We start from the raw sequence: 22582 nt of genomic DNA, 5'->3' as shown, positions 1-22582 counted from the left end.
TTCGCTCCTTTATCTATGGCAAATACTTAAAATCACCCCCTCCTTTTTAGAAGGGGTTAGTGGAAGGTTTTACCCTGCTTTTTTTAATGCAAAATCTTTACCAAATAACAATTTATTTCGAATTGAGGAAATTGGGGTTTGATCCGAAATAAGTTCTGCATACCAAACACCATCTTCGGTATCCCCAAACAACACCGCACCAACGACCTTATCCTTTTGAATAATAATGCGTTTATAAATCTGACGTTTTTCATCATTTAAAATGATGTCTTCAAAGTCATCCTTCGGTTCAAAATTACCCGCTGAGAACACATCACAGCCACTTACCTTTAACTGTGTTGGAACAGTTGGTGCTTTAAAGGTAAGGCTGCCATGCTCTGCCAAATGTGAGGCACAAATGAACGCCTGCCCCCAAAGTGGCTCAACCAAGCCAAAAGTCTGGCTACGATGTTCAATACACTCCCCCACGGCGTAAATACTTGGATCAAAAGTCTGCATGGTGTCATTCACCAACACACCACGGTTACAGCGCAGTCCTGCACTTTGTGCAAGTGCCATGTTCGGACGAATACCAACTGCAAATACCACAAGATCCGCCTCTAGGACTGTACCATCTTTCAAGCGAATTTGAGTGACATGACCATCTACACCCACCAATGCTTCAGTATTGGCCTCAGTAATAATGGAGATACCCTTTTGTTCAATACTATGGCGTAGCATTTGGCTTGCTTTACTGTCTAGTTGGCGCTCCATAATGCGATCCATCAGATGTAAAACGGTGACATTCATCCCGCGTTGTTTGAGGCCATATGCAGCTTCAAGTCCCAACAGTCCACCACCGATTACCACGGCATTTTTCTTGGTCTTGCAGTAATCCAACATAGTGTTGATGTCGTAGATATCTCGGAAACTAATGACACCTTTCAAATCCGCTCCAGCAATTGGAGGAATGAACGGTTTCGAACCTGTCGCTAAAATTAAACGATCATAATCGACCACTTCACCTTTTTCGGTATAGACCTGCTTACGAGGACGGTCTATACGTACCGCAGGGTCACCCGCAATGAAACGAATCCCTTTGTCGCTATACCATGCATGTGGATGCAACATGATGTCGTCTATGGTTTTATCCCCTGACAACACTGGCGATAACATAATACGGTTATAGTTCCCCCAAGGCTCTTCACCAATCACTGTCACTTCATAACGGTCTGGTGCCATGTCGAGTAAATCTTCCAGACAACGCATCCCCGCTAGGCCATTGCCAACCAGCACCAATTTCATTTTTTCCTGAGATGCACCTGTGTTGGTGATATAGGTTTTTTGTGGTGTCGGACTAATCCACACTCGACCATTTTCAATTTTGCTTGGAAAAACCAATAGTTTTTGATCTTTATCTTCCAAACAACGTCCCGTCGCCAAGCTAAAATGCTGTTTATAAATCGGGGATGCCACCACACGCTCGCCTTGTAAATCACCAATAATGCCGCGCGACATTACAAAAGCTTGGCTAAATGGGTCTTGGTTACTCAAGGCATATACCCGCTTTTCAGCACCGACACGAAAAATAGCAATTTGCTGATGTTCAATAAGTGCACCTACGCCAGTGTTTGGCGTTAGATCATCTAACGCACAGACATCAACCCAATCTAGCTCATTCATTTCTTTTAAAATTGTCATCATCTTGATCCTTTTTAAACTTTTTCATTCATTTATTCCCTCTATCTTTGCTTTTGAGAGAGTGCTGAAGAAAGAAGTTTGAATACCCTAATTTGTTAAGCTTCAACCACTGGAATACGGCTACGATCTCGTTCAGCCTCAGTTTTAGGACGAATCTGGCCACGAACTTCTGCAAACTGAATATGCGGATCTTGTTGTTGCTCAGCTTTGGCATTGATGAAAGTCACAAAGCGTTTACGTACTTCTGGGTCTTCAACAGCCGTACGCCATTCATCTTGATAAGTCCCCACCACATGGCTCATACGATGTTCCAGTTCAGCAGCTAGACCTAAAGAATCATGCACAACCACATCTTTGAGATAATCTAAACCACCTTCCATGTTGTCGCGCCATACCGAAGTTCGTTGTAAACGGTCTGCGGTTTGCACATAGAACATAAAGAATCGGTCGATGTATTTAATTAAAGTTTGGGTATCTAGGTCTGAAGCCAATAACTCGGCATGGCGAGGCTTCATCCCTCCATTACCGCAGACATACAGATTCCAGCCTTTTTCAGTGGCAATCACACCGACATCTTTACTTTGTGCTTCGGCACATTCACGGGTACAGCCTGAAACAGCCATTTTTAATTTGTGCGGTGAGCGCAGTCCTTTGTAGCGGTTCTCTAGGAAAATAGCTAAACCCACCGAGTCATCCACACCGTAACGACACCATGTACTGCCGACACAAGACTTCACTGTACGCAGCGATTTCCCATACGCATGGCCTGACTCAAAGCCCGCCGCGATGAGCTTTTCCCAAATTTCAGGAAGTTGGTGAATTTGCGCGCCAAACATATCGACACGTTGCCCACCAGTGAGCTTGGTATATAAGCCATATTCTTTAGCAATTTGCCCCACAGCAATTAAGCCGTCAGGCGTCACTTCACCGCCTGCCATCCGTGGGACGACAGAATAAGAACCATCTTTTTGAATATTGCCTAGGTAGTAATCATTGCTGTCTTGTAGACCTGCATGGCTTGGTTTTAAAACAAAGTCATTCCAACACGACGCTAAAATATTGGCTGCAGTTGGCTTACAAATATCGCAGCCCAAACCATGACCATGTTGTTGGATCAGGTCATCAAAGGTTTTGATTTCATTAACCCGTACCAAGTGATACAGCTCTTGACGTGAGTAAGCAAAGTGCTCACAAATATGGTTATTCACGGTTACGCCTTGGCGTTGTAATTCAGACTTCAGTACTTGAGTGACCAGCGGTGCACATCCACCACATGCTGTAGCTGCTTTGGTACATTTTTTTAGGGCACCTAGAGACGTTGAACCCTCGGCAATTGCACTACAAATATCGGCTTTAGAGACGTTATTACATGAGCAAATGGTTGCACTGTCTGGCAGTAAATCAACCCCACTACCGCCAGATTTACTTGAGGATTGTGCATAACCCGGCATGATTAAACTTTCAGGATTTTCTGGAAGCACTAAACCATTCAGCATCATTTGTAGTAAGTCGTTGTACTCTTTTGCACAGCCCACTAAAACTGCACCAAGTAGCTTGGTCTTTTCGGCATTTACCACGATTTTTTTATAGACTTGTGTGTCTTCGTCGGCATAGAAATAACTGAGTGCATTTGGTGTCATCGCATGTGCATCACCGACAGAAGCAACATCAACGCCCATCAGTTTCAACTTGGTGCTCATGTCTGCACCTGCAAATTCAGCACAAGCTTGTTCAGTGACATGTTTTGCTGCAATACGTGCCATGTCATAGCCTGGTGCCACCAGACCATAAATTTTGTTTTGCCACAGTGCACATTCACCAATAGCGTAAATATCTGGATTTGACGTTTGGCAATAATCATTAATCATGATCCCGCCACGCTCTCCAAGCGTTAAACCACTTTGACGTGCCAACTCATCACGTGGGCGAATACCCGCTGAGAACAAAATAATGTCTGTTTCAAGCTCAGAACCATCACCAAATTTCATCACATGCTTCGTCGTTGCACCTTCCTCAATTGATGAAGTCGCTTTTTGGGTATGGACTTTTACGCCTAAGTTTTCAATTTTTGCACGTAGAACCTTTCCGCCCAAGTCATCAATTTGAACCGCCATGAGACGTGGTGCAAACTCAACCACATGGGTTTCCAAGTTCAAATCACGTAGCGCCTTAGCGGCTTCTAGGCCCAATAAACCGCCACCAATTACCACACCTGATTTCGCATTGAGACTTGCAGCACGAATCGCATCTAAGTCTTCAATGGTTCGGTAAACAAAGCAATTTTCACGATCATTACCCGAAATAGGCGGAACAAAAGCATATGAACCTGTTGCCAAGATTAATTTGTCAAAACTAAGAACATCACCATGATTCGTCGTCACTGTTTTATGGCTTTGATCAATTGCAACCGCTTTGGTGTTTAAACGTAAATCTATGCCATAAGCATCAGCAAAATCTGCACGACAAAGGGTTAAATCCTTTGCTGATTTACCACTGAAATATTCAGTCAAATGTACGCGGTCATAAGCCAAGCGGGGTTCTTCGGCCAAGATGGTAATTTCAACATCATCACCCACATGTTCGAGTACTGATTCGATAAATTTGTGGCCAACCATGCCATGACCAATCATGATGATTTTCATATTCTTTCTCCGCAATATTTCATTTGTTCTGCCTGAGCCTTGAGGCTTGGGTTTAATCTCTTTATTTAGTTTTGCGCTTCAGCAATGCTACGATCATGTACCGCTTGTTCGAATAAGCGCTGTTCCTTTTCTTTATGCTCAACAGAGAAGCGAATCATGAGAACAAAACTTGCAGCGATGACCACCAAGCCACCTAAAATCATCAGTGTGGTTTGAATATCCAACATACCTTTGAGTAGGAAACCTGCTGCCACTGCACCCACGTTCCCCCCTGCGCCAATAATGCCTGCCACACCACCCAAGGCATCACGATCAATGAAAGGCACCAAAGCGTAAGTTGCACCACATGCCATGTGCGTGAACAATGCAAAGACTGTCATTGCGAGAATCGCTAAGATGGGGGTATTCATTTGAGAGAATAGGACGAGGAAGAGACCTTCTAGCATAATCATGCCAAACAGCACTTTGGTTCGACCATCAAGCCCTTTTTTAGTTGCGACTTTGTCTGACACAATGCCGCCCAGAGCACGAGCGAACAATGCCAGTAAACCGAAAATACCTGCCGCCATCCCTGCTTCTTTTAAACCAAAGCTAAAATGGTCGACGTAGTACATCGCGACAATGTTATGAATAAAGATTTCGATCCCGAAACACGCGGCATAGGCACCAAATAGAATCCAAACACGGTAGTTTTTCGCAGCATGCATAAGAATTGCGACACCACCTTTTTTATCTGAACCAACACTGACACCCTCTGCACGAAGTTCTTTGAAGTTGCCTTGTGGGCAGTCTTGGGTAAATTTCCAATACATCAACCCCACGATCAGCATCAGTACACCCGGAACAATCAGTGCAATTCTCCAGCCCATCGCTTGATCTACACCAAACATCACTAAGGCACCAAGCATCAATGGCATGAGTACTTGTGTTGCACCACCGCCTGCATTACCCCAGCCTGCTGTCGCTGCGTTTGCAGTCCCGACTACGTTTGGCGCAAACATAATGCTGGTGTGATACTGAGTGATGACAAAGCTTGCCCCAATCGCACCAATCAATAGACGGAAGAACAAGAAGGATTCATAGCTATTTGCAGACGCTACTCCAAAGACTGGAATGCTGCCGAGTACAAGAAGTGCGGTATAGGTTTTACGCGGGCCGTATTTATCACACAATGGCCCCACAATAAGACGAACTAAAATGGTGATCGCGACAGCTGCAATATTGATATTGGCAATTTGATCTTTGGTTAAATGAAATTCACCCGCAATCACTGGCATCAGCGGAGCACAAGCGAACCAAGCAAAGAAGCAAACAAAAAAGGCGAGCCAACTCATGTGGAAGGCTCTCATTGCTGCGCCGTTAAAACTGAAAAGACTTATTTTTGTTGCTTTTTTAGCATGTAAATTTGAAGACATAACCTTCTCCAGACTGAACTGAGCGTATAGTTTTTCTACAGCACAAACACTTGGGATGTAGAAGCGATCAGAACGGACGTCGTTGGCCGTCTTACAAATTTGATTTAGAGTCGTCTTTGACTCATTAGGGATAATGCAACGAGTGTGCCAATATTTATAATTTAATTTTAATATTTTGTTTTTTAATGATTTATTTAAAATAAAATCTTATAATTCGATATAATCAGCCCTTTTTTTTTAAAGCACAACAGCTAGTTTTTCCGACTTTTTAAAACACTGCTACCTCTTGGTGCATTTTGCATTATCGATGAGCATCTGTTTTCTCAAATAAACGACATTGCTTTGTTCTAAGCACGACATCTAGAAATTCGCCCTTAGATGTACAAATCGACTGAGAACATCAACACTTCGATTTACTAAACCCATATCCGCAATCGTCTTCATGCCAACATGCATACTTGGTCTGTAATCGCGACCATAAAGATTGACTGCCTGATTCGAGATAAAGCTGGCATTTGTTAAGTTTGGCATTTAAATTGCTTGTATACTTTTAGATCTCATTTTCAGGTTTTCCTGAGCACTGTACAGTATGCCTAAACTGAAAATTGCATTGATTGATGACAATCAAGAACGTGCACAATATATTCGAAATTCCCTCATCGAACATGATTTCGATGTAGTTGCCTGCCTGATTATCGATCACATCAATATTAGCCGTCTTGAACAATTAAGTGCTGACGTCATTTTGTTAGATATGGACCACCCGCAACGTGACATCATTGAAAGCTGTGTAAGCCAATTTAATCTGCCCACTGTTTTATTTACTAAAAATAGCCATAAAGACACCATTAAAAGTGCCATAGATGCTGGGGTGACAGCTTATATTGTGGATGGGATCGATCCTTCAAAATTAGAAAATATTTTAGAAATCTCGATCGAACAGTTTCGTAAACACAAAAAATTGCTCACAGACTTACAAGACACTAAAAATAAACTGGCTGACCGTAAAGATGTGGAGCGTGCGAAAGTCTTGCTGATGCAATTACATGGACTATCTGAAGATGATGCCTTTCAATTGCTGCGTAAAAATGCCATGAGCCACCGTATGACCATCGGTGAAATGGCAAGACGTCTGTTGGATGCTCAACAGCTTTTACAATCTCAACTCAAGGACTAAGTCATGGCTCAACTCGAAAAGTCGCAACTTCATCTGGGCTATATTCCACTTTTAGACTGTGTTCCTTTACTGTGGGCTAAACAACGCGGTTTTTTTGAAGAAGTGGGCTTAGACGTGAGCTTAGTCAAAGAAGCATCTTGGGCAAGTTTAAGAGATCGTTTGGCTTTTGGTTTCCTAGACGCAGCACATTGCTTATCTGCTATGTTGCCTACTGCCGCACTCGCTCAAGATCAACTAGGTATTCCGCTACAAACCCCTCTCGTCTTAAGCTACAACAGTGCTTTTATCAGCTTAAGCCAAAAACTATGCTACGCGCTTGATATCAAAAAAACTGACGATGCAGCCACCACTGCACAGAAATTCTTTAGTGCCATGCAGCATGAACAGTATCTTCCGATTGCCCATGTGTTTAAGCAGTCTATTCATCATTATTGTTTACGCGAGTGGTTGGCGTTGGCCAATCCTGAGTTTGCCAAACGCGTACATTTACGCACTTTACCGCCGCCCTATATGGTGGAAGCCATTTCAAATCAATTGATCGATGGTTTTTGTGTTGGGGAACCTTGGAACACACAAGCGGAAATTCAAGGCTATAGCCAAATCATTGCGACTGGCTCAGACATTATTCCTCGCGTCGCAGACAAAGTACTGGCTGTGACTCAAGAATGGGCTATCTCCAATCCCAATACGCTTGCAGCCCTCGTCCAAGCCATCCAAAAAGCACAAGTTGAACTTAAACAAATGCAAGATCTTGAGCCTGTTTGGCAAGTCTTGGTCGATTACAACATCATTCGCTTTGCATGTTCAGCAAGTGTTCACGTCGAAAAATATCACCTGATTCAGAACATCATTCGTGGTTTTATTCCCAAACAAGCCCAGCCGCAAGTTTCGGATTTTGTTTGGCTCACACAGCAAATGCAAAAATGGGATGATGTAAATTTAGAGAGTGATGAAATTCACGGTATTAGTGAAAATTGCGTCATTCAAACAAAGACTTGATTTTTTAAATTATTACTACATGTTACTTAAGACGTAATTACGCACTATTTTGAAACATTTATTCTGAATAATATTTTGAAGTAAATCTGCGATCTAACTTTACTGCCACTTTATTGGGCATTTTTCTTTAGCTTCCATTTATCTGAGCGCGCTATTTACTCATGCGAAAAGCACGCTAAGATCTTTTAAAACATGAAAACAATAGATAAATAATCTTCATCACAACTTCTTTTTAAACGTCAAACCAACCCAAGGACAGCGGGGTGTATTATGTTTACCGAGGAAAATCGACATGTTTCTTTATTACATGCGATTAACAAAATACTGATTAAAGACTGGGATCCCCTGCGGATCTATCGTAATCCTGCACTACAAGATGAATATGAGGAATACTTACCCAGTTTATTTCGGTTCATTTGTGAACAAGCCAGTGAAACTGAAATTTTTGAATATTTATGGTGGGTGGAAAATAAGGTTATGGAAGTCAAAGGGAATAAGACCCATACTTTAAAAATTGCACATTTGTTGAAAGATTTACAGGAAGACTAAGCAGATTTTACGCATGTAAATGCTCAATCAAATCGGTCACCATGCTGCTGTTGACGCAATACTCTTAAGTCTTTAAGCCCAGTATAAATTTTTGCTGCAATCAGGTCTCGGAACTGCTGTAAGTGTTCTAGGTTTTCAATATGCATCAAACGTTGTCTGGGCATAAACTTAAAATAAAAAGGCAATCGTTTCGGAATCAAATGTTTCGGTAAAGATGGGATCACCTCCCCTTTACGTAGCAAGCGACTTAACTGCGGCACTTGTAGCAACTTTTGAAAATATTGGTGCTGAACCACTTTATTTGCATCAAAACCAATATCAAAGACTTCATCTCCGCCTAACGCGGCAAACGGCACGATGTCATAGCCAAATTCTTGAGCGAGCTTTAAAAAGCCGTAGTGCTGTTTCCAAATCAGTTGATACTGTTCGCCCTCACGTTTTAGAACTTCGCGTCCGCCACCAGGAAAAACCAAAATAGAATAGCCTTGTTGCATGGCTTCACGCACATAGGCTGGAACGCCATCGACCGCACCAAATTTTTTCACCACACTGCGCCACAGTGGCAAATAAAAATGGCTATGATCAGCAATACTGACCACAGCCACTTGATGCTCATTGTAGAGATAATCAATCAACATAGGTGAATCAAGCACACCATACATAGAATGATTTCCTACATACATTGCAGGTTGTGATGCATCTAACCGTTCAGCACCGATAAATGTCGGTGTGAAATAAACTTTGGATAAAGCACTCAGGCGTTTAATCCATTTTGCATCATGTTCAACCTGCAACATACGGGCTTATGCGACGTGTTTTTTCACAAGCACAGCACCAACAGAGTAACCTGCGCCGAATGAACACAAGACACCGTATTCACCATCATTGACTTGGTCTGCTGTGCGATGCAACGCAATGATGACACCTGCTGAAGAGGTATTTGCAAACTCATCTAAAATGATCGGCACTAAATCAGGCTGAGCATTTTCTTTGCCTACGACCAATTTCAGAATCAGTTCATTCATGCTGGCATTGGCTTGGTGTAACCAGAAACGCTTCACATCAGTCGGTGCAATGTTATTTTTCTCAAGTTGCGCTGTAATCATTTTGGCAACCAGTGGACAAACTTCTTTGAACACTTTACGACCGTCTTGAGCGAAACGATTGTTTTCAATGTCTGCATCGACTTCACTTAAGTTTAGGAAACCAAAGTTATTGCGGATGTTGTTTGAGAACTGGGTGAATAAGTTAATGTCTTCAATTTCAAAACCAGTTTTGCTGTCGGTTTCTTCAATGATTGAAGCCGTTGCGACATCACCAAAGATAAAGTGGCAATCACGTGAACGGTAGTCGGTATGACCAGAGGTGATTTCTACATTCACCAATAATACACGGCGTCCGCCCGCTTTGATCGCATCATAGGCTTGTTTAATGCCAAAGGTTGCGGCCGAACAAGCTACGTTCATGTCATAGGCATAGCCTTGAATACCCAGTGCAGTTTGGATTTCAATTGCAACTGCTGGATAAGCACGCTGTAAATTAGAGCACGATAAAATTACGACATCGATATCTTCTGCAGTTACGCCTGCATTTTCCATCGCTTGTTTTGCAGCGATCACGCCCCATTCGGCTTGAATCGAGAGTTCATCATTTGAACGTTCATGTAACAATGGACGTAAACGCTTCGGATCTAAGATCCCTGTTTTCTCAACCACATAACGACGCTTTACACCAGACGCTTTTTCAATAAACTCTGCGCTTGACCCACGACGGGCTTCCAACTCGCCCGAAGCAATTTTGTCAGCATTGTCTAAGTTATACTGTTCCACATAAGCATTTAAACTTTCAACTAACTCTTCATTGGTAATGATGTCTTCAGGATGATAAAGACCCGTACCTGTAATGCGGATGCCCATGTAAAACTCCTTCTTTAAATTACCTATATCTTAACTGATTCCAAGCTTTTCCCATACTTTTTGCAAGCGAGTCGGAGAAATGGGCATCTTTGTCTTCATCGGTTGAGAGAATAAAGAAATCCGAAACTCCTCAACCATGAAATACAATTCTTTAAGGCGAGTGTCATTTTTAAACTTAAATAATTTTTCCATCCACGGGTCAACTTGATCAATGGCAGAATTATCCCTCTGTAGGTTATTGGGCAGGCGCTCCAAACGCAAGACCAATGCTTTCAAATATCGAGGAAATTCAAGCCAGATGTCGGAAGATTTCACATAAACAAAGTTTGATAAGCACATCAAATCTAGCTGATCTTCAACATCATCAATATTTTTCCCAAATACCGCATCATCTAAGACCAACAGTTTCCGACGTATATCCTGCCATTGGATATAGATCTCTGTCACATCTGCCAGTGCTTTCTGCCCATGGGTCAGAAAAGTTTTTTTGACATTTGCAACCAAGTTTTCAAACTCTTGTGCATTGACAGGCAGTTCTTTGATCGACATTTGCAGTGTGGCATAAACTAACATTTGCTCCAGCTGCGCCTTATCGCCCAAAGGTGAATACGCCAATGCCAAGGGTTTGGAAATTTGTTTTTTCAACTGACGGACCAAATCCCCCAGTTGTATATGCACCAAACGCAGTACACCCTCACGGTGCTGTTTAGTTGCCTCAGCTTGATCATTAAAGGTCTGAATCACCACACCAGACTCATCCTTTTGTTCCAATGCTGCAAATGTCTTGGTTGGCACCAAAGCTTGGTACTGCTTCACCACCACACCCGTTACTTTTTGTGATGCTTCAAACACAAAATTTTCAGGGAAAGTTTGGAACTCACCTTTAAGCTGTTTGACTGGACTATGAGTTTCTGTTCGGCAACGCGCTTTTAACTCAGACAAATCACGACCTTGTTCAATTACACGGCCTTTGTCGTCAATGACTTTAATCAGCGGCAATAAATATTGTTCAACCCGCTCAAAGCTAAAATCTTTTTCAGTGATTTGTTCGCCACGCAACTGGAAGGCTAAAAAGCTAAAAATATGCTGCTGCAAATGCATCGCATCTACTTTCGCCATTAGCTTTGCAGCCGTATCAGGGATAGGCACCAAATGACGTCGTTTATCTTTAGGCAGCGCCTTGAGTAACGCCTCCATTAAATCCTGACGCCAGCCGGGAATACCCCAAGACCACATGTTTTCATCCACCTGAGGCAAAGCTTGCAACGGAATTTTTACTGTTGCACCATCTTCGTCATGGCTTGGATCAAAACGGTAACTGGCCGCAAGGTGCAGTTCGCCATTGCGTAAAAAATCAGGAAACTGCTGCGTGGTTGGACGGTCATTCATCCACAGCGCATCATCATCGATAAATAAATAACGTGGGTTTTGCGGCTCAACCGTTGCGCGCCAGTCTTCAAAACTACGACGACTTGCGACCTCTTCAGGAACTTTGGCCGCATAAAACTGGTAAATAGTCTCTTCATCCACCACCAAATCACGGCGGCGTAGCTTATCTTCGACCCGCTCTACTTCTTCAAGTTTAAGCAGGTTGTGTTTTAAAAATGGTGGCGTAATGCCTAAATGTCCTGTCGTCAGTGCATCTCGAAGGAAAATTTCATGTGCTGCAACATGGTCGACTTTTTCATAGTTGATTTGACGTTTCGGCTCAATAATTAAGCCAAATAGTGAAATTTGGTCATAGGCATTGACCACACCTGCTTTTTTCGACCAGTGCGGCTCAAAGTAATGGTGCTTCAGCAAATCACCTGCTGCAAGCAAAATCCACTCAGGTTCAATTTTTGCCAGTGTACGAATGTAGACCTGTGAGGTTTCTACCATCTCAAAAGCCATGACCCAAGGCGTATTGGTCTTATGTAAAGTAGATGCTGGAAAAATGCGGGCCTTTTGCTGACGTACCGCCATAAACACATTGCGTTCATCGGTTTTATTGGCAATAAAAGACAACAAACCTGTTAAAAGCGCACGGTGTAAATTTTCATAACTGGCTTTTTTCTCATTAAAAGACAGCTTTAAGCCTTTTGCTAAATCGACCAATTGCTCATGAGTTTTCTTCCATTCACGTAAACGCAACCAGCTTAAAAAGTGATTACGCGCAAAAGTACGACGTTTGTTTTCACTCATGTCTCGGTTGGCAACCAGTGCCTCCCAAAGTTTGATATAAAATAAAAAGTCAGAATCGGCTTCACGGAACAACGCATGTTTTTGATCTGCCTGCATTTGTTTATCTGCAGGGCGTTCACGTGGGTCTTGTACGGCCAAAGCGGCAACGATTACCAAGACTTCATTCAACACACCAAAATGTGCCCCACCCAAAATCATACGGGCCAGACGTGGGTCAATTGGCATTTTGGCCATCTGTTGACCAATTTTGGTTAAATCTCCTTTACCCCTCCCTTTGGAAAAGGGGGATTGAGCGGGATTTTCTTCAGATGAATCTCCCCCGCCTCCTCTTTGCAAAACAGGGGGTTTACTTTTCTCCGTCATTGCCCCAAGTTCAACCAACAACTTACGACCATCGTTAACTAAACGATGATCTGGCGGCTCAATGAAATCAAAATCTTCTAAAGCCCCCAGCCCTAAACTTTGCATCTGCAAAATCACTGAAGCTAAGTTCGTTCGCTTAATTTCGGGTTCGGTAAACTCTGGGCGACTTTGAAAGTCTTCCTCAGAATACAAACGAATACATACACCTGGAGCAATACGACCACAACGACCTTTACGCTGATTTGCTGCGGCCTGAGAAACCGCTTCAATCGGTAAACGCTGTACACGTGAACGATAGTTATAGCGAGAAATACGCGCAAAACCACTGTCAATCACATAACGAATATTGGGTACAGTCAGCGCTGTTTCTGCAACGTTGGTGGCGATAATAATGCGTCGCCCACCACCTGATGGATTAAAGATTTTTTGTTGTTCAGCTAAGGCCAAACGCGCATACAAAGGTAAAATTTCTGTATGTCGCGGCCCATGCTTTTGCAAAGTTTCTTGTAACTCACGGATCTCTTGTTCGGTACTGGCAAAAATTAAAGTATCGGCATATTCAGGATGGCCTTTTTCTTGTGCATCCCTAAAACATTCCTCCACAGCTTGCACGACAGCACGAGGTAGATTTTCTTCAAAGTCATCAAACTCATCATCATCACTACCGACAATGCTCATTTCAGAGACTGGGCGATAACGTAGTTCCACTGGAAAGCTACGACCTTCTACTTCAAAAATAGGTGCATTGTTAAAGTACTGACTAAAACGGTTTACATCTAAAGTTGCAGAAGTGATGATGACTTTTAAATCTTTACGGCGAGGCAAAAGCTGTTTGAGATAACCCATGATAAAGTCGATATTAAGCGAACGCTCATGTGCTTCATCAATAATAATGGTGTCGTATTTATTGAGATAACGGTCATTGGCCAACTCCGCCAGCAAAATACCATCCGTCATTAAACGGACAATAGAATCCTGCGACCCTTGTTCATTAAAACGAACTTTAAAGGAAATCGACTCACCAAGTTTTTCACCAACTTCTTCCGCAATACGCTGGGACACACTACGTGCAGCCAAACGACGTGGCTGTGTGTGACCAATCAGACCAGTTAAACCACGACCCGCCAACATCGCAATTTGCGGTAGCTGCGTGGTTTTACCTGAACCCGTCTCCCCTGCAACGATAATCACTTGATGCTCTTGAATGGCATCAATTAACTTATCTGCATACTGCGTAACAGGCAGGTCTTGATTCAGTTTAATATTCGGAATGCGTTCAATACGCTCTAGAACTTTTAAATGCGACTGTTCAAATAATGCTTGATATTGCTTTTCGTTGGCATCTTTTCCTTTTTTGAGTCGGTTTAAACGATGACGGTCTTTGACCATCACCAATTGCTCTATATTTAAAGGACGCTGCACAGAAAAAATACCCACATCAAAACATCAATCGCTTAGTTTACGTGGTAATACAACGAAGCGAAAGTACAGCATAATTTTTTAATTTTAACTTTTTTTCAAAAATCCCCTTGAATTTTAAGCGTAGAGACATCATGTCTGTAGACGAGTTGCGGAATAGATGATTTTGTCATTTGGTCATCATATTTATCATGCTAAATGAACAGAATGATCACATTCGCTGAAATAGTCTGGAGTAAGATTCGGTTTTTCCGATTCTTGTAATGTAAAAATACTGTTTCAGCAATAACAAAAATTTCGATACCCTATTCAACATTAAATACAAACCCCAATCATGGAGACAATGATGAGCTTGATTAATACTGAAGTAAAACCATTCGCAGCTACTGCATATCACAACGGTCAATTTGTTGACGTAACTGAAGCAGATCTTAAAGGCAAATGGTCTGTAGTATTCTTCTACCCAGCTGACTTCACTTTCGTTTGCCCAACTGAACTTGGTGACCTTGCTGACAACTACGCTGAATTCCAAAAATTAGGCGTGGAAATCTACGGTGTTTCTACTGACACTCACTTCACTCACAAAGCTTGGCACGACACTTCTGAAGTTATTGGTAAAATCCAATACCCATTAATCGGCGACCCAACGTGGACTCTTTCTAAAAACTTCGACGTTCTAATCGAAGCTGCTGGTCTTGCTGACCGTGGTACTTTCGTAATCGACCCAGAAGGTAAAATCCAAATCGTTGAAATCAACGCTGGTGGTATTGGTCGTGATGCTCAAGAATTACTTCGTAAAGTTAAAGCAGCTCAATACGTTCACGCTCACCCAGGTGAAGTTTGCCCAGCTAAATGGAAAGAAGGCGAAGCAACTCTTGCTCCTTCAATCGACCTAGTAGGTAAAATCTAATCTAAATTAGATTGAACACATAAAAAAACCACGCTTTTTAGCGTGGTTTTTTATTGCCAAAATAACAGTACAATATGACAAGAAAGAGAAAAACCCAGAACAATAAAGAGCTAACCTTTATGCGCTACACATAATTCATGACTGGAATTCAGTGCGTCTACCCGCTACAGTAGAATGAATACATGCAGCTCTTTGAAGAAGAAAAATGACTTATCAAGTTCATATGATTGATGTGAAAAACCAACTCCAAAACTATATTTGGCTGCTGGAACACAGCTCATCAAAGCAAGTCGTGGTGGTTGATCCAACTGAGGCTGGATTGGTTGAAGATTATTGCACTGAACATGGCTTAAACATTGCTCAAATTTGGCTGACTCATTGGCATAAAGACCATATTGGCGGTGTCTCTGACCTGATTGCGAGTCGGAATATTCCTGTGTATGGGCCACGTGAGGAATTATCTAAAATTCCATTCATCACCCATGCATTGATGGATGATGACTATTTCTCGTTTCATGATTTACATGTCGACGTTTTAGCAGTTCCTGGCCACACACTGGGCCATATTGTGTACTTTATTGAATCCATCCAGACTTTATTTTGCGGTGACACCCTGTTTGCTATGGGCTGTGGGCGAGTGTTTGAAGGTACACATGAGCAGATGTACCATTCGCTCAATCGTTTAGCAGCTTTGCCTGCGGAAACCAAAATCTATTGTACGCACGAATACACGCTCTCTAACGCAAAGTTTGCCAACCATGTCGAACCAGACAATATTGCCATTCAAGAGCGCTTAGACCGTATCGAAACCATGCGCTATTTGGGTCAATGTACCCTTCCTAGCAGTATTGAGATCGAACTCGAAACCAATCCTTTTTTACGTACAGAAAATGTTGAAGAGTTTAAACGACTGCGTGATCTAAAGGATCAGTTTTAATTGGTCTCCCCTTATAGAGACTGCTAACTAACGCAGTCTACTATTATGTATGTATGCTTCTATTGAGTTAAAACGATCAGTTGGAGCTTCCACCCTTAACCTTTGAGCTCTCAAAATTTCAACCAATGCAGTTTCAAGCCACACGATGCCAGAATCGAATGATCACGAGCAAGGCTGTTTGAGAATACTGTCTCAAAGTACCCAGCCTTTGAAAAAAATCATTACATTTCTATTTATGACAAAATACTTCTCTATCACGAACGCACATAATTCCATTGTATTGAGACTCATCTCAAAATATTATTATTTTTCATCATGATAAAATTATTTTAAACAATGAAAGACTCTCGTTTATGCTTTATACACGCTTTCACCTTAGTTTAGATTGCTTTAAATAGAGACAAAAACAAAAATATATAAAAAAATACCCTTTAAAAAAGCGTGAAATATCCCTATTAATAATTTATCAGTGAAAAAGGAATATCCTCGTGAAAAAAGTAGTGAAAGCAAAAAACCTCATCGCCTTTCGTATTTGGCTAGAGAAATTAGGTTATTCAGTTAAAACCTTAGCAGACAACCGTGGCTTTACTTTTAGCTTTAAAAAAGAATATGGACTGGTGACTTGCGACCTAGCGGGCAATAACTTAGCCATGCAGCTCGGTGAAGAATTCGAAGACCATTTGAAAGCCTAAAATTGCTCCATACTTACTTCGCGTGATGAATCAAAATTTAGCCCCTTAAAGGGGCTTTTTTTATATATGAATCATCTATTAAATTTTAGGCAATAAAAAAGCAAGGCTTAATACCTTGCTTCATTACTGATGGTGGGGACGGAGAGACTCGAACTCTCACACCTTGCGGCGCTGGAACCTAAATCCAGTGCGTCTACCAATTTCGCCACGTCCCCATCAGGGTGCTAACTTTGCGTTAGACTTTAAGTTGGCAGAGGATCAAGGATTCGAACCTTGACGAACGGTTTTGGAGACCGTCATGCTACCATTACACCAATCCTCTATTGCCTTATAAACCATCTTAGTTCAAATGATTTATGGTGGGGACGGAGAGACTCGAACTCTCACACCTTGCGGCGCTGGAACCTAAATCCAGTGCGTCTACCAATTTCGCCACGTCCCCAATGGCTGTGTATATTATAGCGATAGACACTATATGACAAGCGCTTTTATAAGCAATCACCCGCTTTTCTGTCATAAAATCAGCAGTTGAATCTATTTTTATGCTCTATCTATATAAAAAGGCTATTCAGTTCTTCACTAAATTTTAGGCAATAAAAAAGCAAGGCTTTATACCTTGCTTCATTACTGATGGTGGGGACGGAGAGACTCGAACTCTCACACCTTGCGGCGCTGGAACCTAAATCCAGTGCGTCTACCAATTTCGCCACGTCCCCATCAGGGCGCTAACTTTGCGTTAGACTTTAAGTTGGCAGAGGATCAAGGATTCGAACCTTGACGAACGGTTTTGGAGACCGTCATGCTACCATTACACCAATCCTCTATTGCCTTATAAACCATTTTAATTCAAATGATTTATGGTGGGGACGGAGAGACTCGAACTCTCACACCTTGCGGCGCTGGAACCTAAATCCAGTGCGTCTACCAATTTCGCCACGTCCCCAATGGCTGTGTATACTATAGGGATCATTTTCGCATGACAAGCAATTTTTAAGAAAAACACACTCATTTGATTAAATAAGAAACAAAAATCATATACTTGGCTTTTTCTCATTCAATTTCAGTCATTAAGCATCGTTTTGCAGCCATGGTATTTTGCCATCTTTGGCTTTTTTGCTTAGCTAAAAGTCCATGTAATAGTGGACTAAAACCCTGAAAAGGTTCTGGAAGCGCTATCTTCAAAGACTGACAGTGTAAATACGCCCAATCTTGGTAGCATGATGCCTGCAAACGTTGATCAGTCAACCACTCAAGTAGAATGATCCCAAGTGCATATAGGTCGGTTTGTACAGTCTTTGCTTCACCATGAAATAATTCGGGTGCCATATAGCGTGGTGTCGCTGTTAAAGCCTTTTGACAGCTTATTTCACCAATTCTTTGGCTATGCTCAAAATCAATTAACTTACATATAGAACCATCTAGCAAAAAATGCGAAGCTTTCAAATCAGCATGAATCCACCCCATCTGATGTAATTCTTCAACAGCATTCAGCATTTTAAAGATGATATGAATGACATGATCTCGACTTAAGTGACGGGGATTCGCCATAAGTAATGATGGAACATTTTTTAAGATGAGTGCGACTTTCACCTGCTCTGAGTGAAGCTCAAAATTTTCAAGGATTTGCACTTCAGGCAAGAACTTCGGCAGTTGCAGCATCGCAAGTGCATGTTGATAAAAACTAAGTTCAGTGTCAAAGCCGTTAATTAGCACCACATGCTCTGATAGCGACTGATACTTTAACCAATACCCCTGCCCTGCAACTTCAAAGCGATAAAGCCTTCGCCCCCAGCCCAAACGCTGAGTCGGAGTATGAAGCAACATCGCGAGAGCATTTAATTCTTGACGATTAAACTGCCAAGAATTCGGATTCATTCATCTCTGCCATATCCAATGCAGTTAAGACCTCTAAACAATGTTGTATAGTTTTCCCGACACGAGCATGTGTTTCAATCATTGAGATTTTTGGCCAAGTTGCACGTTCGCCTTCACGTTGTAAGAGTTTAAATAAGTGTGGTCTTGGATTTTGCAGCATATAGCTATAATGGCGCAGGCCATATTTCCCTACAATGTTTACATCGCCATAATAACGCTGATCGACCACGCCATACCCATGATCCAGTAAACGACGAATCGGTGGAATCATACCCACACGCTCACGGGCAAAGTCCATCACCCCTTTACTAATCACTTTACCCTGTCTGCGTACAATCCGTTCAGGCCAGCTCAACATGTCTTTCCGAAACCGCGCTTCATCTGACTGCATAAACGGCACCACATGCGGGTTCACTTGACTGGCAATGGTGTAGTTTAAATTGTATAAACGCGCCATTTTTTCCTGCGGAAAATCGCTACGCACGCTGCCATCAACCCAGCGAGTAGAAGACATATAGGGGGTATATAAGCCATCATGTCGTTTACTGGTGAGCTTGACTGGCGGAAATAGAATCGGCACTGCACAAGACGCGAGTACCGCACTCCATACCAATAAGTCAGGTGAAGTAAAGGTATTCATAATGCGTGGATTTTGTGAGGCATCATAAGGTGCAACCGCGACATTGTTATACAAGCCTGACTGCTTAAATGCCTCTTCAAAGGTAACGTCACCCAAATTTGCAATTAAAAAGTTTTTTAAATGCTTTACATCCGCTAAACCACCATTGCCCTTTAAGACCTCACGAAAGCCTCGAAATTGAAAAGCATCGGTGAAAAAGTTTTCACCATTTAAGATGCTTAGCATTTCTGCAGGCGTTGCTCGCCCCAGCATCGCTGTCATAATCGCACCTGCACTTGAACCAGACAGCACTTTCGGCATCAGGTCTTGCTCAAGCAAAGCCTTGCACACCCCTGTATGAAACAGTCCTAATGTTGCACCGCCTGAAAACATCATGGCTGGTTGCCCAAAAGCTTTTTGACAGTGCTGAAAAAATTCAATTTTTTGCTGTTTATCTAAATACTGGCAATCCGTAGATGCTACAAATGCTAAACCTCGACTAACTTCTTCAATATAGTCTTCAATAATTTTCTTGGTGCCGACATAGGTTGCAGTAAACAGCATGGGGTGAGCAATATTGGCAATGTCATAACTCAGACCTTCACGTAGTAGGTACATTAAATCGGTCGTACGCTTTTGTTGGCGATAACGCTTCAACAAACCCAAACGATGGGTAATCACTTCTGCATCGAAATAAGGTGAACAGTTGTCATACTTCCACTCTTGCGCCCCTGACTCTTCATCAATTCTAAGTGCAATGCTTTTCCACTCAGTATAATTGTCTGCCTGAGCCAATTGGTTTTTCAGTTTTTTGATTCGATAGGCTTGGTGCGGGTTGATTTCCCGTGTGAAATCTTTAAACAACATATTCATACTCACCCACTTTTTTTGTTTTCCTAAAATTTCACTGACATGTTCAACCGTCAGTCTAACTGACTATGTGCAAATTATGTGAGCATTACAATTGCCATTTCAAGCCTAAAATTGGCAAATCTGCACCACGTTAAGGGTTTGATACGACTAGATCGGATGTTAAGATCGACGACAAGTGTAATTATAAGCTGATTAATCATGGCGACCATTGACCTACCGAACAATATCTTAGAAGCACTATCGACTGTACTCCAACAACTACAGCAAAGCCTACCAGAAGTTAAACAAGCACCTGATTTTTCAGCGATTGCCTTTAAATGGGAAAATGGCGAGTTAAAAGCCATTCATCAGCTCAAACGAATCGAATTAAATGATTTAAAAGGCATTGAGCGTCAAAAAGAAAAAGTACTGCAAAATACAGAACAGTTTCTTAATGGTTTACCTGCCAATGACGTTCTGCTGACGGGCTCTCGCGGGACAGGCAAGTCCTCTATTGTGCGTGCTTTATTAACGGAATACGCAGAGCAAGGCTTAAGGCTGATTGAAATTGAACGTGATGATTTATCCGAACTGCCTGAAATTCAAAATCTAATTGCAGAGCGCCCTGAAAAGTTTATTGTGTATTGTGATGACTTGGCTTTTAACGCCGAAGATGAAAACTATCGCAGTTTAAAAAGTGTGCTGGATGGGTCTTTGCAGTCAGGTTCAAGTAATTTTATTATCTATGCCACCAGTAACCGTCGTCATTTGCTGCCTGAGTTTATGCATGAAAACACGCCTGTGACTCGAGTCGACGTACCGCAGTACACTGAACTACATCCACAAGAAGCGATTGAAGAAAAAATTTCACTCTCCGATCGTTTTGGATTATGGCTGTCTTTTTATCCAATGGATCAAAACTTATATTTGGACATTGTGCAGCACTACTTAGCAAAAGCTCAAATCTCCATGGACGATATGGTACGAGCCGAAGCGCTTCGTTGGTGTCAAGCGCGTGGACAACGCTCTGGACGTGCCGCGTATCAATTTTCTAAACACTGGGTCGGTTCACAACAATTAAAACAGCTTTAGGATAAAAATACTGATCGGCGCTTAAGCATCTATTTTATTTCAATTATTTTTATATTTAATAGTTCATTCTGATCAAAGAAATAACCTAAATTTCGCATTAGAATTTGGGTTATTTCTTTGAAAATTAGGGATAAATATCAGTTCAAATCGGTTTGATCTGATTATTGATATTTATCTAAGTTTGTTTCTGGCCCATGACCACAGCTTGCGCTTTTGCATAACTCTCCATTAAGCATTTATATTCTGGGCAGACATGATCTGAAAGAATTTCGGCAAAACGGGAGCCTTCAGGACGGTTCCAAGTACGCATTAACTCGGCCACAATCGCAAAAGTATCGGTTGGAATTGCGCCCGCTTGGGTCACACGAGCAATTGATGTATCTGTGGCTAATTTACTCCAGTTACCTGATGCATCCACAACACAATAGACGTTATAACCTTCTTTACGAGCGCTTACAGCAGGGAAAGTCATACATACACTGGTCAGCGTTCCAGCAATAATCAGTGTCTTTCTGCCCGTTTTTTTAACTTCATCTACAAATAATGGATTGTCCCAAGTATTAATTTGTCCAGTCCGTGGTACATAAACTGCATGCGGAGCAAAGTGGTGAATTTCAGGAATTAAAGGGCCATTGGGGCCATCAGGTACAGAAGCCGTAGTAATTACAGGTATATTTAATAAAGTTGCCGCTTTTGCAATTGCAATCACATAATTGCGTAAGTCGGGTACAGGTACATCGCGTACGGTATTAAAAAGTCCACTTTGATGATCAATCAGTAGAATTATCGAATCATCAGGGTCTAGCATTCCATTAGTAGCCACCATGGGTAACACCTCTAAAATTTTCTTCTAATTATGTACTTCCATTGTTGTAATGAAAGTTCCTAAGACAGACCGTCATAGCTTTGTGATTTATACGACCAAGATATTTTTAACGAAATCTACATCTGCATTTCATATAAACTAAAGAATATCCTTAAGCTCAGGAAGCTAAATCATGTTACGTGTTGTAATTGGCCTTCGTGGCTTTGAGTTTTATCCTCGTATAGAAATAAAAACTTAAGAAAAATATAAATTCTCAATATTAATCAATATCTTAAAACCATATAAAATAGAATTTCAATTGAAGTCAAAATACTCAAAGTTTTAATCTTTTGAGATCAATCAAAAACTACGCTAGGCATACTTATCCCCAATTTCTATGGATAAACCTATGGGTAAATACTTTTAACTTGATGCTAAGCTACATTTAAATGAGTC

General features: G+C 41.8%; 16 protein-coding genes and 6 tRNA genes. 7 read left to right on the top strand and 15 right to left on the bottom strand.

Translation table 11 applies throughout. The features are described from left to right. Nucleotides 1-69: 69 nt before the first annotated feature. The 3 genes from nirD to ACF8FD_RS13535 form a co-directional block, all read right to left on the bottom strand. A complete protein-coding gene (gene nirD, locus ACF8FD_RS13545; protein WP_125280754.1) occupies nt 70-1680 on the bottom strand; it encodes a nitrite reductase small subunit NirD in 1611 nt (536 codons plus the stop codon). Between the two features lie 95 nt (nt 1681-1775). Then, nucleotides 1776-4322 carry a nitrite reductase large subunit NirB gene (gene nirB, locus ACF8FD_RS13540; RefSeq protein WP_234304776.1) on the bottom strand — a complete coding sequence of 849 codons (2547 nt, stop codon included), beginning with the start codon at nt 4320-4322 and terminating at the stop codon, nt 1776-1778. Between the two features lie 65 nt (nt 4323-4387). Further along, nucleotides 4388-5737 carry an MFS transporter gene (locus ACF8FD_RS13535; protein ID WP_392453476.1) on the bottom strand — a complete coding sequence of 450 codons (1350 nt, stop codon included), beginning with the start codon at nt 5735-5737 and terminating at the stop codon, nt 4388-4390. A 589-nt stretch (nt 5738-6326) separates the two neighbouring features. Here ACF8FD_RS13535 and ACF8FD_RS13530 point away from each other — a divergent pair. The 3 genes from ACF8FD_RS13530 to ACF8FD_RS13520 all read left to right on the top strand — a co-directional run bounded on the left by ACF8FD_RS13530 (nt 6327) and on the right by ACF8FD_RS13520 (nt 8462). Further along, nucleotides 6327-6914 (top strand): ANTAR domain-containing response regulator, encoded by a 588-nt coding sequence (locus ACF8FD_RS13530; protein WP_004982170.1) that lies wholly within the window; start codon nt 6327-6329, stop codon nt 6912-6914. 3 nt (nt 6915-6917) lie between these two features. Then, nucleotides 6918-7913: an ABC transporter substrate-binding protein gene (locus ACF8FD_RS13525; RefSeq protein WP_234304775.1), complete on the top strand. Its 996-nt coding sequence runs from the start codon at nt 6918-6920 to the stop codon at nt 7911-7913. Nucleotides 7914-8183: 270 nt separating this feature from the next. Then, nucleotides 8184-8462, top strand: coding sequence for a hypothetical protein (locus ACF8FD_RS13520; protein ID WP_004696307.1), 279 nt, complete (start codon nt 8184-8186; stop codon nt 8460-8462). 23 nt (nt 8463-8485) lie between these two features. On the opposite strand, the gene ACF8FD_RS13515 is transcribed toward ACF8FD_RS13520, so the two are convergent. From ACF8FD_RS13515 to hrpA, 3 genes are read right to left on the bottom strand one after another with little or no spacing between them, the layout of a single operon-like run. Beyond that, nucleotides 8486-9259, bottom strand: coding sequence for a 1-acyl-sn-glycerol-3-phosphate acyltransferase (locus ACF8FD_RS13515; protein WP_392453474.1), 774 nt, complete (start codon nt 9257-9259; stop codon nt 8486-8488). Nucleotides 9260-9265: 6 nt separating this feature from the next. Then, nucleotides 9266-10378 carry a beta-ketoacyl-ACP synthase III gene (locus ACF8FD_RS13510; protein WP_004696303.1) on the bottom strand — a complete coding sequence of 371 codons (1113 nt, stop codon included), beginning with the start codon at nt 10376-10378 and terminating at the stop codon, nt 9266-9268. A 30-nt stretch (nt 10379-10408) separates the two neighbouring features. Then, nucleotides 10409-14347: an ATP-dependent RNA helicase HrpA gene (gene hrpA / locus ACF8FD_RS13505; protein WP_234305084.1), complete on the bottom strand. Its 3939-nt coding sequence runs from the start codon at nt 14345-14347 to the stop codon at nt 10409-10411. A gap of 343 nt (nt 14348-14690) precedes the next feature. Between hrpA and ahpC the strand changes: the two genes are divergently transcribed. From ahpC to ACF8FD_RS13490, 3 genes are all read left to right on the top strand, one after another. After that, a complete protein-coding gene (gene ahpC, locus ACF8FD_RS13500; protein WP_004982189.1) occupies nt 14691-15254 on the top strand; it encodes an alkyl hydroperoxide reductase subunit C in 564 nt (187 codons plus the stop codon). A gap of 205 nt (nt 15255-15459) precedes the next feature. Then, nucleotides 15460-16191 carry a hydroxyacylglutathione hydrolase gene (gloB, locus tag ACF8FD_RS13495; RefSeq protein ID WP_234304773.1) on the top strand — a complete coding sequence of 244 codons (732 nt, stop codon included), beginning with the start codon at nt 15460-15462 and terminating at the stop codon, nt 16189-16191. A 488-nt stretch (nt 16192-16679) separates the two neighbouring features. Then, a complete protein-coding gene (locus ACF8FD_RS13490; protein WP_004696295.1) occupies nt 16680-16883 on the top strand; it encodes a hypothetical protein in 204 nt (67 codons plus the stop codon). A 130-nt stretch (nt 16884-17013) separates the two neighbouring features. Here the strand turns inward: ACF8FD_RS13490 and ACF8FD_RS13485 are convergent. The 8 genes from ACF8FD_RS13485 to ACF8FD_RS13450 form a co-directional block, all read right to left on the bottom strand. Next, a tRNA-Leu gene (locus ACF8FD_RS13485) sits at nt 17014-17098 on the bottom strand. A 33-nt stretch (nt 17099-17131) separates the two neighbouring features. Next, nucleotides 17132-17205 (bottom strand) — tRNA-Trp (locus ACF8FD_RS13480). Nucleotides 17206-17240: 35 nt separating this feature from the next. Then, a tRNA-Leu gene (locus ACF8FD_RS13475) sits at nt 17241-17325 on the bottom strand. Nucleotides 17326-17514: 189 nt separating this feature from the next. Further along, nucleotides 17515-17599: transfer RNA gene (locus ACF8FD_RS13470), tRNA-Leu, on the bottom strand. A gap of 33 nt (nt 17600-17632) precedes the next feature. Continuing rightward, a tRNA-Trp gene (locus tag ACF8FD_RS13465) sits at nt 17633-17706 on the bottom strand. Between the two features lie 35 nt (nt 17707-17741). After that, nucleotides 17742-17826 (bottom strand) — tRNA-Leu (locus tag ACF8FD_RS13460). A 107-nt stretch (nt 17827-17933) separates the two neighbouring features. After that, nucleotides 17934-18758 (bottom strand): serine/threonine-protein kinase, encoded by an 825-nt coding sequence (locus ACF8FD_RS13455; RefSeq protein ID WP_178927652.1) that lies wholly within the window; start codon nt 18756-18758, stop codon nt 17934-17936. After that, nucleotides 18733-20244 carry a DUF3336 domain-containing protein gene (locus tag ACF8FD_RS13450; RefSeq protein ID WP_392453511.1) on the bottom strand — a complete coding sequence of 504 codons (1512 nt, stop codon included), beginning with the start codon at nt 20242-20244 and terminating at the stop codon, nt 18733-18735. The genes ACF8FD_RS13455 and ACF8FD_RS13450 overlap by 26 nt, the downstream gene beginning before the upstream one ends. A gap of 204 nt (nt 20245-20448) precedes the next feature. Here ACF8FD_RS13450 and ACF8FD_RS13445 point away from each other — a divergent pair, with 204 nt between their 5' ends. Continuing rightward, nucleotides 20449-21321 carry an ATP-binding protein gene (locus ACF8FD_RS13445; protein ID WP_058869921.1) on the top strand — a complete coding sequence of 291 codons (873 nt, stop codon included), beginning with the start codon at nt 20449-20451 and terminating at the stop codon, nt 21319-21321. Between the two features lie 175 nt (nt 21322-21496). Here the strand turns inward: ACF8FD_RS13445 and ACF8FD_RS13440 are convergent, their stop codons facing one another. Beyond that, nucleotides 21497-22147, bottom strand: a complete 651-nt coding sequence (locus tag ACF8FD_RS13440) for an isochorismatase family protein (RefSeq protein WP_392453473.1) — start codon at nt 22145-22147, stop codon at nt 21497-21499. Nucleotides 22148-22582 lie beyond the last annotated feature (435 nt).

It is taken from the genome of Acinetobacter sp. TYF_19 (assembly GCF_043105125.1).
GTDB classification, from domain to species: Bacteria; Pseudomonadota; Gammaproteobacteria; order Pseudomonadales; family Moraxellaceae; genus Acinetobacter; species Acinetobacter johnsonii.
Note: the sequence above shows the minus strand (reverse complement) of the source record. Positions and strands in the feature narration are given on the sequence as shown.